Origin of the sequence: Massilia horti, assembly GCF_004614195.1 — a bacterium.
GTDB classification, from domain to species: Bacteria; Pseudomonadota; Gammaproteobacteria; order Burkholderiales; family Burkholderiaceae_D; genus Telluria; species Telluria horti.
This window is the reverse complement of record NZ_SPUM01000126.1, coordinates 1-16,551: the sequence shown is the minus strand read 5'-3', so window position 1 is coordinate 16,551 and position 16,551 is coordinate 1. Positions and strand designations below refer to the sequence as shown.

At 64.1% G+C, this 16,551-nt stretch carries 19 protein-coding genes; 15 read left to right on the top strand and 4 right to left on the bottom strand.

What is annotated here, in order from left to right; genetic code table 11:
* Positions 1-5: 5 nt before the first annotated feature.
* Genes E4O92_RS19115 through kynB form a run of 4 tightly spaced genes read right to left on the bottom strand, consistent with a single transcriptional unit; the run spans position 6 to position 3,325 of the window.
* On the bottom strand, positions 6-554 hold the full coding sequence (locus tag E4O92_RS19115; RefSeq protein WP_135191248.1) for an RBBP9/YdeN family alpha/beta hydrolase: 549 nt from the start codon (positions 552-554) through the stop codon (positions 6-8).
* A gap of 15 nt (positions 555-569) precedes the next feature.
* Entirely contained in the window at positions 570-1,412 is an 843-nt protein-coding gene (gene kynA, locus E4O92_RS19110; protein ID WP_135191247.1) for a tryptophan 2,3-dioxygenase, read from the bottom strand.
* Positions 1,413-1,421: 9 nt separating this feature from the next.
* On the bottom strand, positions 1,422-2,669 hold the full coding sequence (kynU, locus tag E4O92_RS19105) for a kynureninase (protein ID WP_135191267.1): 1,248 nt from the start codon (positions 2,667-2,669) through the stop codon (positions 1,422-1,424).
* Positions 2,670-2,677: 8 nt separating this feature from the next.
* Positions 2,678-3,325 carry an arylformamidase gene (gene kynB, locus E4O92_RS19100; RefSeq protein WP_135191246.1) on the bottom strand — a complete coding sequence of 216 codons (648 nt, stop codon included), beginning with the start codon at positions 3,323-3,325 and terminating at the stop codon, positions 2,678-2,680.
* A gap of 645 nt (positions 3,326-3,970) precedes the next feature.
* Between kynB and flhD the strand changes: the two genes are divergently transcribed.
* From flhD to E4O92_RS19025, 15 genes are all read left to right on the top strand, one after another.
* Positions 3,971-4,288: a flagellar transcriptional regulator FlhD gene (flhD, locus tag E4O92_RS19095; RefSeq protein ID WP_135191245.1), complete on the top strand. Its 318-nt coding sequence runs from the start codon at positions 3,971-3,973 to the stop codon at positions 4,286-4,288.
* 22 nt (positions 4,289-4,310) lie between these two features.
* On the top strand, positions 4,311-4,859 hold the full coding sequence (flhC, locus tag E4O92_RS19090) for a flagellar transcriptional regulator FlhC (protein ID WP_135191244.1): 549 nt from the start codon (positions 4,311-4,313) through the stop codon (positions 4,857-4,859).
* A 31-nt stretch (positions 4,860-4,890) separates the two neighbouring features.
* On the top strand, positions 4,891-5,658 hold the full coding sequence (locus E4O92_RS19085) for a class I SAM-dependent methyltransferase (protein WP_229483519.1): 768 nt from the start codon (positions 4,891-4,893) through the stop codon (positions 5,656-5,658).
* A gap of 140 nt (positions 5,659-5,798) precedes the next feature.
* Positions 5,799-6,659 (top strand): flagellar motor stator protein MotA, encoded by an 861-nt coding sequence (gene motA / locus E4O92_RS19080; RefSeq protein WP_135191243.1) that lies wholly within the window; start codon positions 5,799-5,801, stop codon positions 6,657-6,659.
* A gap of 42 nt (positions 6,660-6,701) precedes the next feature.
* The gene (motB, locus tag E4O92_RS19075) at positions 6,702-7,643 is read left to right on the top strand and encodes a flagellar motor protein MotB (RefSeq protein ID WP_135191242.1); all 942 of its coding nucleotides are present in this window, start codon (positions 6,702-6,704) and stop codon (positions 7,641-7,643) included.
* Positions 7,644-7,655: 12 nt separating this feature from the next.
* On the top strand, positions 7,656-8,204 hold the full coding sequence (locus tag E4O92_RS19070; protein ID WP_135191241.1) for a chemotaxis protein: 549 nt from the start codon (positions 7,656-7,658) through the stop codon (positions 8,202-8,204).
* A gap of 67 nt (positions 8,205-8,271) precedes the next feature.
* Positions 8,272-8,637: a response regulator gene (locus E4O92_RS19065; protein ID WP_135191240.1), complete on the top strand. Its 366-nt coding sequence runs from the start codon at positions 8,272-8,274 to the stop codon at positions 8,635-8,637.
* A gap of 33 nt (positions 8,638-8,670) precedes the next feature.
* Entirely contained in the window at positions 8,671-10,842 is a 2,172-nt protein-coding gene (gene cheA / locus E4O92_RS19060) for a chemotaxis protein CheA (RefSeq protein WP_135191239.1), read from the top strand.
* A gap of 31 nt (positions 10,843-10,873) precedes the next feature.
* Positions 10,874-11,368: a chemotaxis protein CheW gene (locus tag E4O92_RS19055; protein WP_135191238.1), complete on the top strand. Its 495-nt coding sequence runs from the start codon at positions 10,874-10,876 to the stop codon at positions 11,366-11,368.
* Between the two features lie 76 nt (positions 11,369-11,444).
* Positions 11,445-12,299: a CheR family methyltransferase gene (locus E4O92_RS19050; RefSeq protein WP_135191237.1), complete on the top strand. Its 855-nt coding sequence runs from the start codon at positions 11,445-11,447 to the stop codon at positions 12,297-12,299.
* 27 nt (positions 12,300-12,326) lie between these two features.
* Complete coding sequence (cheD, locus tag E4O92_RS19045; protein ID WP_135191236.1) at positions 12,327-12,917, top strand: chemoreceptor glutamine deamidase CheD; 591 nt, start codon at positions 12,327-12,329, stop codon at positions 12,915-12,917.
* A gap of 14 nt (positions 12,918-12,931) precedes the next feature.
* Complete coding sequence (locus E4O92_RS19040) at positions 12,932-13,996, top strand: protein-glutamate methylesterase/protein-glutamine glutaminase (RefSeq protein WP_135191235.1); 1,065 nt, start codon at positions 12,932-12,934, stop codon at positions 13,994-13,996.
* A gap of 122 nt (positions 13,997-14,118) precedes the next feature.
* Positions 14,119-14,517 (top strand): chemotaxis response regulator CheY, encoded by a 399-nt coding sequence (gene cheY / locus E4O92_RS19035; RefSeq protein ID WP_135191234.1) that lies wholly within the window; start codon positions 14,119-14,121, stop codon positions 14,515-14,517.
* Position 14,518: 1 nt separating this feature from the next.
* Positions 14,519-15,151 carry a protein phosphatase CheZ gene (gene cheZ / locus E4O92_RS19030; protein WP_135191233.1) on the top strand — a complete coding sequence of 211 codons (633 nt, stop codon included), beginning with the start codon at positions 14,519-14,521 and terminating at the stop codon, positions 15,149-15,151.
* Between the two features lie 37 nt (positions 15,152-15,188).
* A complete protein-coding gene (locus E4O92_RS19025; RefSeq protein WP_135191232.1) occupies positions 15,189-16,394 on the top strand; it encodes an EAL and HDOD domain-containing protein in 1,206 nt (401 codons plus the stop codon).
* Positions 16,395-16,551 lie beyond the last annotated feature (157 nt).

Here is a 16,551-nt window from a genome sequence, read left to right as displayed (position 1 = left end):
CGCTTCTAGGTCTTCGGCAGCTGCGCGCAAAACTCCCACAGCATCTTCTCACCCTCCGGCCATTCGCCATAGCCGCTGTCGCCGTTGATGTGGCCAGCATCGCCGATTTCAACCAGCCTGCTGCCCCACGCCTGGGCGAACGCGCTTGCCCGTTCCCGCGTCACGTACTGGTCGTTGGCGCTGCTCACCACAACGCTCGGAAACGGCAGCTTTTGCATCGGCACCGGCGCAAAGCCGCACGCCTCGGCCGGATACCCCGGCGCTTCCGGGTCGCTCGGTGCGACAAGGAAGGCGCCCGCGACCTTCAAGGGCGAGCCCGAATTGGCCCACTGCGCAACCAGTGTGCAGCCGAGGCTGTGCGCGACCAAAATCGGTGCGCCCTGGCAGTCGGCGATCTGCGCATCGAGCTCGGCGACCCACTCGCCGCATTGCGGATTGTTCCAGTCACGATGAGGCACGCGCTTGAACTCGGGGTGCTTGCGCTCCCAGTGGGTTTGCCAGTGCTGCGGCCCCGAGTTCCACAGCCCTGCGAGGATCAGTACGTCGCAATTCATCATTCCTCCATGTGGTCAGAGTGCCGTGCGCAACGCGAACAGTTCAGGGAACAGGACCACGTCGAGCATCTTGCGCAGGTAACTCACGCCTGCCGTGCCGCCGGTGCCGGTCTTGAACCCGATGATCCGTTCGACCGTCGTCACGTGGCGGAAGCGCCAGAACCGGAACGAGGTCTCCATGTCGACCAGCTTCTCGGCCAGTTCGTACAGCGCCCAGTGGTGTTCCGGGTCCTGGTAGACCGCCAGCCAGGCCGCCTTGACCGATTCGTCGGACCGGGTCGGCTGCGTCCAGTCGGCGTTAAGCCGCTCGGGGTTGATGTCAAAACCGCTGCGCGCCAGCAGCATCACCGCTTCGTCGTAGACCGAGGGCGCGTGCAGTTCGCGCTCCAGCGCCGCGTGCGCCGCGGGTGTCTTTTCGTGCACCGCGAGCAGGGCACGGTTCTTGTTCCCGAGGATGAATTCCAGCTCCCGGTACTGGAATGACTGGAAGCCCGACGACGCGCCAAGATAGGGCCGGATCGCCGAATATTCGGGCGGCGTCATCGTCGCCAGCACGTCCCACGCATGCACCAGCTGGTCCATGATGCGCGCCACCCGAGCCAGCATCTTGAATGCCGGCGGCAGCTCGCCTTCGCGGATGCCCGTGCGTACCGCCTGCAGTTCGTGCAGCATCAGCTTCATCCACAGCTCGGTGGTCTGGTGCTGGACGATGAACAGCATCTCGTTATGGTTGGGCGAGAGCGGATGCTGCGCGGTGAGGATCTGGTCCAGGCCCAAATAGTCGCCGTAGCTCATGGACTCCTTGAAGTCCATCCTGGCGCCGTGCCAATCTGCGTCTTGTTTGTCGTTGGGGTTCATGGCGTGCATTCAGGTGACGGCGCTTCTGGCCGCGTTGATATCGTAATCCCGGCGGTCGAGGATGTCCTTCAGGATCTCGACCGCGTCCCAGACGTCGGCAAAGCTGGTGTAGAGCGGCGTGAAGCCGAAGCGCATGATGTGCGGCTCCCGGTAGTCGCCGATCACGCCGCGCGCGATCAGCGCCTGCATGACCGCGTAGCCGTGCGGGTGCGTAAAGCTGACCTGGCTGCCGCGCCGGGCGTGGTCGCGCGGCGTGACCAGTTGCAGTGGATGGCCGGTGCAGCGCGACTCGACCAGCTCGATGAACAGGTCGGTGAGGGCAAGCGACTTGGCACGTACCGACTGCATGTCGGTCTTTTCGAACACGTCGAGGCCGCATTCGACCATCGCCAGCGAGACCACCGGCTGGGTGCCACACATGGCGCGGCCGATACCTTCGACTGGCTCGAACCCGGGCGACATCGCGAACGGCGCAGCGTGGCCCCACCATCCGGTCACCGGCTGGGTGAATCGTGCCTGGTGGCGTTGCGGCACCCAGATGAAGGCGGGTGAGCCGGGCCCGCCGTTCAGGTATTTGTAGGTGCAGCCGACGGCGAAGTCGGCTTGCGCCCCATGCAGGTCGACCGGCAGCGCGCCGGCGGAATGGGCCAGGTCCCAGACGGCCAGCGCACCGTTGTCGTGCGCGTGGCGGGTCAGCGCGGCCATGTCGTGCTGGTAGCCGGTGCGGTAGTTGACATGGGTGAGCATCAGCACCGCGCACTGCTCGTCGACCGCGGCTGGCAGTTCGTCGACAGAATCGACGAGCCGCAGCGTATAGCCGCGGTCCATCCACTCGCTCAATCCCTGCGCAATGTAGATATCGGTTGGGAAGTTGCTGCGCTCGGTGACGATCACCCGGCGGTGTCCACCCGGACCCTCCGCCTGCATGCGCAGGGCGCCAGCCAGCGCCTTGAACAGGTTCAGCGATGTGGTATCGGTGACGACGACCTCGCCGGGGCGCGCGCCGATCAGCGGCGCCAGGCGGTCGCCCAGGCGCTTGGGCATGTCGAACCAGCCGGCCTTGTTCCAGCTGCAAATCAGGTCCTGTCCCCATTCGTGCCCGATCACTTCCTGCGCGCGCGCCAGTGCGGCGCGGGGACGCGCGCCCAGCGAATTGCCGTCCAGGTAGATCACGCCTTGCGGCAGCGCGAACTCGCACTTCAGGTGCGCCAGCGGGTCGGCCGCGTCGAGCTCCAGGCAGTGCCCGCGGCTTGCGATGTGGTCCCTCACGCGGCCTCCCTTGCAGGCAACGGCCGCAACACCGCCCGCACCGGACTTGCATCCATGCCGGACAGCTTCAAGGGCAGGGCGATCAGTTCATAGTCTCCCGGTGGCACGGCATCGAGCACGACGCCTTCGAGGATGGCCATGCGGTTGGCGCGCACGGCGTGGTGGGCGTCGAGCGTCTTGGAATCCTGCGGGTCGAGCGAGGCGGCGTCGGTGCCGACCAGGATCACGCCATGGCTGGCCAACAGTTCGATCGCCTCGGATGAAATGGCAGGGAAGGAGCTGTCCCAGCCAGCTTGTGGTGCGCGTTCGTAGGTGCGCAGCAGCACGCGCGGCGGGACCTTCTCGAGCTGCGCCGCGATGTGGCGCGCCTCGACAAGGCGTGCGCCGATGCAGTGGATGACGCGGCACGGACCGAGATAGGGTGTCAGGTCGACGGCGTCAATGGCGGCGCCTTGCGGGTCGTAGTGCGAGGGCGCGTCGGTGTGTGCGCCAAGATGGGTGGTCATGGTCATGCGGCTGACGTGGACCGGGCAGCCGCCGCCGATGGTCCAGGTGGGGCTGGCCGCGAACGGGGTGTCGCCGGGCCAGACCGGGAGATCAGCCGAGATCGTCGGACTGATATCCCAGAGTAGAGGAGATTGCATGCAATACCCTTTGATGGTTGAAGCCTCAAGGATGGGGGCTCAAGTGCGCAGTTTAGCAAGAAAAGGCAGGGGGTCGGCCGCGAGGGATGCAAGTCTGCTATCAAATGGAGGTGAAATTCCCGGAGGCGTACGGGAACGACGATTTTTGGAGCTAACCTTGTAGCGTGCGCACGCCTCCTGGGCGGCCTTGCACCCCTTACGCTTCGTTTGCAATCGCGGCCATGTTGATTTCCTGACTAAATTACTTGGTTATTCAAAAATATTTTCGGACAACCCTAAAGTTCGCGCTGGCGTTGCCGTAAAGCTGACTGAAGACTGTGAATGGGGCCAAAAATTTTTTTGGAACAACCCTAAAGTTCCCCAAAAGCTTGACGTAAACCAATTCAGATGCACGTCAAGGCGCTCGCAGCCAGTGTAGTCAGCACCGTTTTTCACACCGCTTCTTCGTCCCCTTTTCATAGGGGCGCCACCACGATCCGGCAGGGTTTGTCAGACAAACTCCTACGGGTCGACTTCGTCTTGCGCGGACGAAAAATACAGATTTCCCCCTATACCGCAAAAGTTTCCAGACAGTCAGAATGTATCCCACTGGCAATATTGATTCAGGGCCAGATTTCCAAAACGGTTTCAATGGAGAGAAGGAAAATGACTGCGAACGACATGATGGCTGAAATTCGTGATGCTAATCTGAGCTACCTGATGCTCGCGCAGCAGATGATCCGCGCCGATAAAGTCACCGCTATTTTCCGTCTCGGGATTTCGAGCGAGATCGCCGACCTGATCGAAAGCATGAGCAATGCCCAGATCCTCAAGCTCGCCGGCAGCAACATGATGCTGGCCCGTTTCCGCTTCGACGACACCGCCATCCTGTCGATGCTCACCAACTACAACAAGGACCGCGCGCTGGCCCAGTCGCACGCGGCGATCCTGATGGCCGGCCAGCCGGTGGAAGAGATCGCTTAACTTGTTGTCGAGGGAGCGGAAAATGAGCAAGAAAAGCGTCGTGTCGGAGGCTCAGGAAATTCAGTTGGCCATCGAACTGATCCAGCTTGGCGCGCGCCTGCAATTGCTGGAGACCGAGGTGTCGCTGTCGCGCGAACGCCTGCTCAAGCTGTACAAGGAGCTCAAGGGAGTCTCGCCGCCGAAGGGCATGCTGCCATTCTCGACCGACTGGTTCCTGACCTGGCAGCCGAATATCCATTCCTCGTTGTTCATTAACATCCACAAATTCCTGATCGAGCACGCGGGCGCCACCGGCATTCACGCCGTGATGAAGGCGTATAAGCTGTATCTCGAGCAGATGCCGCCCGAGCCGGGCGAGGAGCCGCTGCTCTCGCTCACCCGCGCCTGGACCCTGGTGCGCTTCTTCCAGAGCGACATGCTGGGGTTGACCAGCTGCGAGGAGTGCAAGGGCAAGTTCGTCGTCAATGCGCTCGACCTGAACCAGGGCTACCGTTGCGGCCTGTGCCACATGCCTTCGCGGGCCGGCAAGACCCGCAAGGCCAGGGACGCGGCGGCCCTGCAAGCTGCCTGAGCATGACCATCTTCACAGGGAAGGGCGGGGATTGAACCCCGCCCTTCGTCGTATCCGGACTGCGCCTGCGGTCCGGGCTTTCCTGATCCAGTTTCTTGCCTTTCCGCTGATGCTGCTGACCGTGTTCGTCACGGCCCGGGCGGGAATTGGCGTCGGCTACGTCCACGTGGCCTTGCTGCAGGGGCTGCTTGCCGCCGTCATCAGCTGGCCGCGCCTGGCGCGCTGGTGGCTGCCGATCCAGTTCCTGTTCCCGCTGGCGCTCGTGGCGGCCCATCGGCTTGACCTGCCGCCGTCGGTCTTCATGGCCGCCTTCTTGTTGCTGCTGCTGGTTTTCTGGTCGACCTTCCGCACCCAGGTGCCGTACTACCCGTCAAGCCGCGCCGTGCGCGACGCCTTTGCGCGCCTGTTGCCGCAGGACCGGCCGCTTTGCGTGATCGATATCGGCAGCGGCCTGGGTGGTCTCGTGCTTGACCTGGCGCGGCGCCGTCCCGAGTCGAGGGCGAGCGGGATCGAACTGGCGCCGCTGCCGTGGCTGGTGAGCCGGCTGCGCGCCGCCTGCTCGGGCAGCCAGGCGGTTTTTCTCCGCGGCGACTACGAAACGCTCGACTTCGGCCAGTACGACGCGATCTTCGCCTACCTGTCGCCGGCCGCCATGGAGGCGCTGTGGCGCAAGGCCGCACGCGAGATGCGCCCGGGCTCAATGCTTGTCAGTTACGAATTCCCTGTGCCAGGTCATGAGCCAAATCTTTGCGTTGTACCTACAGATGGTGCTTTACCTCTTTACGTATGGCACTTTTAGGCGACAATCCCGGGGTTTCCTCTTGCCGCTAAGTCATTCTCAGGCTAGAGTAGTTCCTTACGTAAATATTTTCTAAATTCAACGTTTTTGGATTTGCCGGGTTTTGCCGTAACCGGATATTGCATTGGGAGTGTGAGCGCTTGTTAGTCATTATTGGATACGTCGTCGTCCTCGTGGCGGTATTCGGTGGCTTTGCCTGGCAGGGCGGGCACCTGGCCGCGCTGTTTCAGCCGAAGGAACTGTTCATGATTGGCGGCGCGGCACTGGGCGCTTTCTTCGTTGGCAACAACGGCAAGGCGGTCAAGGCGACGCTCAAGGCGCTGCCCACCGTGTTCCACGGCTCGCGCTACACCCGTGAGCTGTACATGGAGCTGATGGCGCTGCTGTTCGACGTGCTGTCCAAGGTGCGCAAGGAAGGCCTGATGTCGATCGAAGGCGACATCGAGGCCCCGCACGAGAGCCCGGTGTTCTCCAAGTACCCGGCGGTGCTGGCCGACCACCACGTGGTCGAATTCATGACCGACTACCTGCGCCTGATGGTATCCGGGAACATGGACGCGTTCCAGATCGAGAACCTGATGGACAACGAGATCGAGACCCATCACCACGAAGGCTCGGTGCCGGCGCACGTGATCGCCAAGATCGGCGACGGCCTGCCGGCGTTCGGCATCGTCGCCGCGGTGATGGGCGTGGTGCACACGATGGAATCGGTCGGCATCCCGCCGTCCGAGCTGGGTATGCTGATCGCGCACGCGCTGGTCGGCACCTTCCTGGGCATCCTGCTGGCCTACGGCTTCGTCGGCCCGCTGGCCACTGTGCTGGAACAGAAGCTGGAAGAGTCGAGCAAGATGCTCCAGTGCGTGAAGGTGACGCTGCTGGCGAGCCTGAACGGCTACGCGCCGGCGCTGGCGGTCGAATTCGGCCGCAAGGTGCTGTACTCGACCGAGCGCCCGAGCTTTGCCGAGCTGGAAGACCACATCAAGAAGGCGAAGAGCAAGTAAGCACGATGCTGCACCCGAACCGATTCGACACCCGAGGTCACCATGGCAGATGAAGGCTTGCGGCCCATCGTCGTCAAGCGCATCAAGAAGGGCGGCGGCCACCATGGCGGCGCCTGGAAGATCGCCTACGCCGACTTCGTCACCGCGATGATGGCGTTCTTCCTGCTGATGTGGCTGCTGGGCTCGACCACCAAGGGCGACCTGCTGGGCATTGCGGAATACTTCCGCACCCCGCTCAAGGTGGCGATGTCGGGCGGCTCGGGCAGCGGCGACAGTTCGTCGGTCATCCAGGGCGGCGGCAACGACCTGACCCGGCGCACCGGCCAGGTCAAGAAAGGCGACACCCCCGCCGAGAAAAAGACCTACGACCTCAAGGCGGCCAAGGCCGCGCTCGAACACGAGGAACACGTGCGCTTGCAGGCGCTGCAAAAGCGCATCGAGGCGGCGATCGACGCCAACCCGATGACCCGCAAGTTCAAGAACCAGCTGCTGCTCGACATTACCAGCGAAGGCCTGCGGATCCAGATCGTCGACGAGCAGAACCGCCCGATGTTCGCGCTCGCCAAGGCCGAGCTGCAGCCGTACACCCGCGATATTCTCGACGTGCTGGGCCTGGTGCTCAACGAGGTGCCCAACAAGATCGGTTTGTCGGGCCACACCGATTCGACGCCGTACATGAGCCAGACCGGCTACAGCAACTGGGAACTGTCGGCCGACCGCGCCAACGCGTCGCGCCGGGAACTGGTGCGCGGCGGGCTGGCCGACGACAAGATCCTGCGCGTGGTGGGACTGGCTTCGGCGGTGCACCTGGACAGCAAGGACCCGTTCAACCCGATCAACCGGCGCATCAGCATCATCGTGATGAACAAGCGCACCGAGGAGGCGATCCGGCGTGACAGCTCCACGCTCGACGTGCCCGATGTGCAAGGCGCGGCCGCGAGCGCGGGCGCGCTGACGGCCGCCGCGAGCCAGGCGGCCAAGTAGAGGAGCATTCTCATGAAAAGAAAAAAAATTCTGGGATCGCATGTCAAGCGCCTGCTCTCCGGCGTGTCGGCGCATGGGCGCCGGCACCTGACCGAGGTCGAGACCGACCTGCTGCAGACCGAGCTGCTGCTCGAGGAGGCGATCGACAAGCTGACGGGCAGCTTCATGGCGATCCATAGCGTGGTCGGCGCGCGCCAGGATGCGATCAACCGCCTGCTCGCGGGCGGCGTACCGAGCGCGGAGGACAGCGCCCAGCTGGCCGGCATGTCGGGCGAGATCGGCCAGCACGTGAACACCGCCATCACCAGCATGCAGTTCCAGGACATGACCAGCCAGCTGATCGACCGCACCTTAAAGCGCGTGTCGGGCCTGCGCGAGTTCCTGTGCACGCTGGACGAACATGGCGCCGACATCACGCTCGAATCGGGCAACGAGGAGATCATCGACCGCCTGGGCAAGGTCAGCATGGCGCTGGCGATCAAGTCGCTCGAGCTGCGCAGCGTGCTGCGCAAGTCGGTCGAGCAGCGTCACCTTGAGAGCGGCGACATCGAGCTGTTCTGACGCTTGGACGCCAGACAATGACAACACCCGGACCGATATTCCAGAGATAAAACAGCAGGAGCATACGATGGCAAAAACAATTCTCGCAGTCGACGATTCCAGTTCCCTGCGCCAGATGGTGGCCTTCAGCCTGAAGGCTGCGGGCTACAACGTGGTGGAGGCGGTGGACGGCCAGGATGGTCTCGACAAGGCGAAACAGCAGACCGTCGACCTGGTCCTGACCGACCAGAACATGCCGCGCATGGACGGCCTGCAGCTGATCAAGATGCTGCGCGGCCTGCCGACCTACCAGAAGGTGCCGATCCTGATGCTGACCACCGAGTCCTCGGACGAGATGAAGGCCAAGGGCCGCGCCGCCGGCGCCAACGGCTGGCTGGTCAAGCCGTTCGATCCGCAGCGCCTGATCGAGGTGGTCAAGAAAGTCATCGGCTGACGCGTGCCGCGTGCCGCGTAACAGGACAACATCATGACCATCGACATCAGCCAGTTCTACCAGGTCTTCTTTGACGAGGCGGAAGAACTCCTCGCCGAGAAGGAGCGACTGCTGCTGGCCGTCGATATCGCATCGCCTGATCCCGAGCACCTGAACGCAGTGTTCCGCACCGCCCACTCGATCAAGGGCGGCGCCTCGACGTTTGGCCTGAACGACATGTGCGAAGTCACGCACGTGCTCGAATCGCTGCTTGACCGCATCCGCAAGGGCGAAATGGCGCTCACCGCCGCGCACGTGGACGCGTTCCTGGCGGCCAAGGACATCCTCAAGATGCAGCTCGACGGGCACCGCATCGGCACCGCCGTCGACCAGGACCTTGTTGCCAACGTGCGCATGGTGCTGCACGACCTGGCCGAGGGCATCATGCCAGCCGCGCCCAGCGTTGCGCCGTCGTTCCTGCACGCCGAGCCGAAGGCGCAGGCCCATGCGGAGGAGGGCGCGCACCGCTACAAGATCGAGCTGCCGCACCTCGAACCGCGCGACATCAATGCGCTGGTCGACGAGCTTGGCCTGTTGGGCCGGGTCCAGGTGACTCCGCTCGAAGGCGGCCGCAGCGCCCTGATCATCACCACCCACGAGAGCCTGGACGACCTGATCGCGATCTGCTCGTTCGTGCTCGACCCGGAAGACCTGAAGATATTCGAAGCGCCGGCGCTCACCCCCGAACAGCGGGCGATCGAGGCCCTTGAGCGCGCACGCATCGAGAACCAGCAGGGCTACGGCTTCTTTGATCCGCTCGACGAGACGCCGGCCGCGCAGCAGGCACAGTCGGACGACGAACGCGGCTACGGCTTTTTCCAGCCGATCGAACAGATTCGCGCCGCGGCCGGCATCGCGCCAGCCACGCCCGCCGCCCCGAATGCCGCCGCGCTGACCGAAGCCCCCACGCCTGACGCCAGGGCGGCCAGGAAGGACGACAAGGCGCAGGCGGCCAGCGCCGCGCACGCCGCCCACTCCGAATCGTCGTCCATCCGGGTGTCGGTGGAGAAGGTCGACCAGCTGATCAACCTGATCGGCGAACTGGTGATCACCCAGGCCATGATCGAGCAGCGCAGCAGCACGCTCGACCCGATGGCGCACGAGCGCCTGCTCGGATCGATCAGCCAGCTCACGCGCAACACGCGCGAGCTGCAGGAGGCGGTGATGTCGATCCGGATGATGCCGATGGACTTCGTGTTCTCGCGCTTCCCGCGCATGGTGCGCGACCTGGCCGGGAAACTGGGCAAGAAGGTCGACTTCATCACGCACGGCGCCGCGACGGAGCTGGACAAGGGCCTGATCGAGCGCATCGTCGACCCGCTCACGCACCTGGTTCGCAACAGCATCGACCACGGCATCGAGATGCCGGCCGCGCGCGTCGCCGCCGGCAAGACCGAAGCAGGGCGCCTGTTCCTGTCGGCCGGCCACCAGGGCGGCAACATCGTGATCGAGGTGGCCGACGACGGCGGTGGCCTGAATCGCGAAAAGATCCTGGCCAAGGCAAAGCAGAACGGCCTGCAGGTGCACGAGAACATGACCGACGCCGAGGTCTGGCAGCTGATCTTCGCTCCCGGCTTTTCGACCGCGGACACCGTCACCGACGTCTCCGGGCGCGGAGTCGGGATGGACGTGGTCAAGCGTAACATCGCCGCGATGGGCGGCTCGGTCGATATCCGTTCGGCCAAGGGCTTCGGCACCACGATCTCGATCTCGCTGCCGCTCACGCTGGCGATCCTGGACGGCATGTCGATCCGCTGCGGCGACGAGATCTACATCCTTCCGCTCGGCTTTGTCGTCGAGTCGCTGCAGCCGGCGCGCGACGACATCAAGGACATCTCCGGGCGCGGGCGCGTGATCAAGGTGCGCGGCGAATACCTGCCCCTGATCCCGCTGCACCAGCTGTTCGACATCGAGCCGCGCTTCACCGACCCGGTCGACGCGATCGTCGTGATCCTCGAAACCGAGGGCCGCAAGGCGGCGCTGTTTGTGGATGAACTGGTCGGGCAGCAGCAGGTCGTGGTCAAGAACCTGGAAGCGAATTACCGTAAGGTGGCAGGCATTTCGGGTGCCACCATCCTCGGCGACGGCGGCGTCGCCCTGATCCTGGACGTGGCGGCGCTGTTGCGCTCCTCGCGCCAACTCGCCGACGACGCCGTCGTCTTATGAATCGTTTGACATCAACAAAAGGAACTGAAGAATGTCCACTCAACCCACCACCAAGCCCGACGCGCGCGATGGCGCGGGCAGCGAATTCCTGGCCTTTACCCTGGGCTCCGAGGAATACGGCATCGACATCCTGAAGGTGCAGGAGATCCGCGGCTACGAAGCTGTCACCCGTATCGCCAATGCCCCCGAATTCATCAAAGGCGTAATCAACCTGCGCGGTATCATCATTCCGGTGGTGGACATGCGCATCAAGTTCAACCTGGGCACCCCGACCTATGACCAGTTCACGGTGGTGATCATCCTGAACATCGGCGGACGCATCATGGGCATGGTGGTCGACAGCGTATCGGACGTGACCACCCTGACGCCGGACCAGGTCAAGCCGGCGCCGGAGATGGGCACCGCGTTCAACACCGAATACCTGATGGGCCTGGGTACGGTCGACGAGCGCATGCTGATCCTGATCGACATCGACAAGCTGATGTCGTCCAGCGAAATGGGCCTGATCGACAAGATCGCGGCGTAAGCAGGTAGTAGGCACGAGCAGCGGGGATCGCGGCCAGTGCCGCGCGCTCCGAACAGGAAGACGAAAGTAGGGCAACGTGCCGCAGCAAAAACAGGAAACGGTCAAGGAATTCGAGTTCACGCGCAGCGACTTTGAGCGCGTGCGTTCGCTCATCCACAAGCGTGCGGGCATTTCGCTCGCCGACAGCAAGCAGGAGATGGTCTACAGCCGCCTGGCGCGGCGCCTGCGCGCCACCGGTATTGCGGCCTTCACCAGCTACCTCGACAGCCTCGAGGCCGGCCATATGCAGGATGAATGGGAGGCGTTCACCAACGCGCTCACCACCAACCTGACGTCGTTCTTTCGCGAGGCGCACCACTTCCCGCTGCTGGCCGACCACGCCCTGGCGGTGCGCCAGCGCGAAGGCGGGCAGCTGTCGATCTGGTGCTCGGCCAGCTCCACGGGCGAAGAGCCGTATTCGATCGCCATGACCATGTGCGAGGCGTTCGGCACCTTGACTCCGCCGGTGCAGATATTCGCCACCGACATCGACACCAACGTGCTGGCCACCGCCAGCGAAGGCGTCTATCCGATCGAGCGGGTCGACAAGCTCGAGCCGGAGCGCCTGAAGCGCTTTTTCTTGCGTGGCAAAGGCGCCAACCAGGGCATGGTGCGGGTGCGCCAGGAGCTGCGCCAGCTCGTCACCTTCCGCCAGCTGAACCTGCTGGAGGACGGTTGGCAGATCAAGGGGCCGTTCGACGCGATCTTCTGCCGCAACGTGATGATCTATTTCGACAAGCCGACCCAGCGCAAGATCCTGTCGCGCTTCGTGCCCCTGATGAAGCCGCACGCGCTGCTGTTCGCCGGCCACTCCGAAAACTTCCTGTACGTGTCGGACGCGCTGCGCCTGCGCGGCAAGACGGTTTACCAGCTCGATGACCGGGCCGGCTAGCCGTTTTCACGAAAGCGACCATGAATTATGAATAGCCACTTCGCCACCAACGTCTACTACGACCGCACTTTCGATTGCGACGCGGCGAAGATCCTGCCGGGCGAGTACTACTACACCGGGCGCGACATGCTGATCGTGACCGTGCTGGGCTCGTGCGTGTCGGCCTGCATCCGCGACCGCACCACGGGCCTGGGCGGCATGAACCACTTCATGCTGCCCGATGGCGGCGACTCGGGCCCGGTGTCGGCCTCGATGCGCTACGGGACCTACGCCATGGAAGTGCTGATCAACGACCTGCTCAAGTCCGGCGCGCGGCGCGAGCACCTGGAAGCGAAGGTGTTCGGCGGCGGCGCGGTGCTGCGCGGCTTTACCGCGATGAACGTGGGCGAGCGCAACGCGCAATTTGTCACCAGCTTCCTCAAGACCGAGCGCATTCCGGTGATGGCCGAGGACCTGAACGACATCCACCCGCGCAAGGTGTACTTCTTCCCGCGCACCGGCAAGGTGCTGGTCAAGAAGCTGATGCAAACCCATAACGATACGCTGGCGCGGCGCGAGCTCGATTACGCCAAGCGTCTCAAGGTCGAGCCGGTGGGCGGCGAAATCGACCTGTTCTAGGAAAGGGACAAACCATGACAATCAAGGTAGTGATCGTCGACGATTCGGCCCTGATCCGCAGTGTGATGAGCGAGATCGTGAACTCGCAGCCGGACATGGAGGTGGTCGGCGTCGCGCCCGACCCGCTGGTGGCGCGGGAGCTTATCAAGAAGACCAATCCCGATGTGCTCACGCTCGATGTCGAGATGCCCAAGATGGACGGCCTGGACTTCCTGGAAAAGCTGATGCGCCTGCGCCCGATGCCGGTGCTGATGGTGTCCTCGCTGACCGAGCGCGGCTCGGAGATCACGATGCGCGCGCTGGAACTGGGCGCGGTCGACTTCGTGACCAAGCCGAAGCTGTCGATCCAGACCGGGATGCGCGAGTACGCCGAACTAATCGCCGACAAGATCCGCGCCGCCAGCCGCGCCCGCATCAGGCCGCGCAGCGTGCACCAGGGTCCGCAGGCGCCGGTGCTGCCGGCTTTGAGGAGCCCGCTCACCTCGTCGGAAAAGCTGATCATCATCGGCGCCTCGACCGGCGGCACCGAGGCGATCCGCGAATTTTTGATGCAGATGCCGTCGGACTGCCCGGGCATTCTGATCGCCCAGCATATGCCGGAAGGCTTCACCAGTTCGTTCGCGCGGCGCCTCGATTCGCTGTGCAAGATCAGCGTGTCGGAAGCGGTGGGCGGCGAGCGGGTGCTGCCCGGCCATGCCTACATCGCGCCGGGCCATTCGCACCTGCTGCTCGCGCGCTCGGGCGCCAACTACGTGACCCGGATCGAGCAGACGCCGCCGGTGAACCGCCACCGGCCGTCGGTCGACGTGCTGTTCCGCTCGGCGGCCGAGGCGGCCGGCAAGAACGCGGTGGGGGTGATCCTGACCGGCATGGGCAAGGACGGCGCCGCCGGCATGCTCGAGATGCGCAATGCGGGCGCACACAACTTCGCCCAGGACGAAGCGTCGTGCGTGGTGTTCGGCATGCCGCGCGAGGCGATCGCGCTGGGCGCCGCGCACGAGGTCGCGCCATTGACCGCGCTGCCCGGGCTGGTGCTGGGGCACCTGGCCGCGCATGGCGGCCGCGCGTTGCGCGTTTGATCCGCGTCCTGTCATTTCCCCGCGGTTTTATCGCCGTAGAGCAACAAAAATGCTATGCTTAAGCCTGCTTGTTTGCCATTTCAAACCATTAAACCAGAGTAAGAGAATCAACGGAGTATTTCATGGCTGATCCAAAGTTGCGTTTTTTAGTTGTAGACGATTTCTCGACGATGCGCCGCATCGTTAAGAACTTGTTGAAAGAACTTGGTTACGCCAATGTCGACGAGGCAGAGGACGGCGTCCAGGCACTGGCCAAGCTGCGCAGCGAATCGTTCGACTTCGTCGTCTCGGACTGGAACATGCCGAACATGGACGGCCTGACCATGTTGCAGAACATTCGCGCCGATCCCGCGCTGGCCAAACTGCCGGTGCTGATGGTGACCGCGGAAGCAAAGAAAGAAAACATCATTGCGGCAGCGCAAGCCGGCGCCAACGGCTATGTCGTCAAGCCGTTCACGGCCGCGACGCTGGACGAAAAGCTGAACAAGATTTTCGAGAAAATGGAAAAAGCCGGTGCGTGACATGGGTGAGCCAACTGCGCCAGCCAGCGGGCATGACGAGGTGCTGGGCCGGATCGGCCACCTGACCCGCGCCCTGCATGACAGCCTGCGCGGCCTGGGCCTGGACAAGCTGATCGAAAAGGCGGCCAGCGACATCCCGGATGCGCGCGATCGCCTCGATTACGTGGCGCGCCTGTCGGAACAAGCGGCCAAGAGGGTGCTCGACGCCACCGACGCCGCCAATCCGCTGCAGGACGGCATCGACGCCGCGGCGGGCGAGCTGGCGGGCCAGTGGCAGGCACTGCTCGACGGACAAGGCGGTCCCGATGCCTGGCGCGCGCTCGCGCAGCGCACCGTCGGCGCGCTTGGCCAGTCGCGCGAGGCGGCCAGCGCCACCAAGGGCCATTTGATGGACATCATGCTGGCGCAGGACTTCCAGGACCTGACCGGCCAGGTGATCGGCCGGATCACGGGCATCGCCCAGAACCTGGAGCAGCAGCTGGTGCAGGTGCTGGTCGACTTTGCGCCGGCGGAGATCCGCCGCGAGTTCGACAACGGCCTGCTCAACGGCCCGCAAATCAAGCCAGAAGGAAACAGCGAAGTCGTGGCCAACCAGGGCCAGGTCGACGACCTGCTCGACAGTCTCGGCTTCTGAGAAGTATCGCAACACCCGCCTCGCAGCCACGCCAATAATGCATCAAACAAACTTTATCGTCCGTGAACCGTTACTCAGTCCGCAGCAACGGGTGATGGGCTATGAACTGTCCTGGCAGCAGCACGACAGGCAGGTCACGGACGCCGATCTCGAATCGCTGGTCGGATTCGTGGCCGAGCATGTGCTCGACGAGGAGCAAGGCTGGCTCCTGCGCGACAAGATCCTGTTCCTCGACGCGGTGCCCGCGATGCTGTCGCTGGACGCGCTGCATGCGCTGCCGGCCGAGCACACGGTGCTGTCGCTCAATGTGCGCCACCTGGCCGATGCCGACATCCGCGCCGCGGTCAAGGGGCTGCGCGCCGGTAACGTGGGCATTTCGATCCGCGGCGCCGACCTCAATCTATTGAGCCGCAACCTGAGCCCGGTCGCATCCTGGGCCGAAGTGCGCTTCACCGGCGCCGATGTGCCCGCGCAGGCGCGCGCCTTTGCTGCCGCCAAGAACTCGGCGGTGCGCATGGTCGGGCGTCCCGTGACCACCTGGGCCGATTTCGACGCCTGCGCCGCGCTTGGCCTGGACGCGTTCGTCGGCAAGCTGCACCTGACGCCGCGCCCGGGTAGTCCGGTGGCGGGCATGAACCCGGCGCAACAGATCATCCTGCAGCTGATGCGGATGGTCCAGAACAATGAGGACGTGCCCAAGCTGGAGGGCGTGCTCAAGCGCGACCCGGCGCTGACCTACAAACTGCTGCGTTATATCAACTCAGCCAGTTTCGGCTCGGGACGCGAAATCCAGTCGATCCGGCAGGCGATCGCCATGCTGGGCTATGCGCCGCTGTACCGCTGGCTGACGCTGCTGCTCGCCACCGCCAGCACCAGCGGCTATTCGCCGGTGCTGATGGAAACGGCGGTGGTGCGCGGCCGCCTGGCCGAGCTGCTCGGCCAAAAATTCCTCGCGCGCGGGGAGGGCGAAAACCTGTTTGTGGCGGGCATGTTCTCGCTGCTCGACCGCCTGCTCGGGCTGCCGATGCAGGAAGTGCTGGACACGATCCAGCTGCCGGAAGAGGTGGTGCGCGCGCTGCTCACGCGCGAAGGCATGTACGGCCCTTACCTGGCGCTGGCCGAAGCGTGCGAGCTGAACTCGAACCTGGTGGCCTCGCTGGCATTGTCGCTGGGCATCAGCCCGCTGGACGTAAACAAGGCGCACCTGTCGGCGCTGGCGTGGGCGCAGAGCGTGACGACCTGAAGCCCTTCGTATCGGCACGCGGCGCGTAAACATGCGTAGGGTGCGCGGGGCCGCCGAGGACCCGTGCGCACGCGGTTCGCGAACGTAATGTGGTGAAGACGCAGCCGCAAGTCAGCATGCCGTGACCGCGTGCGCACAGGTCCTCGGCGGCCCCGCG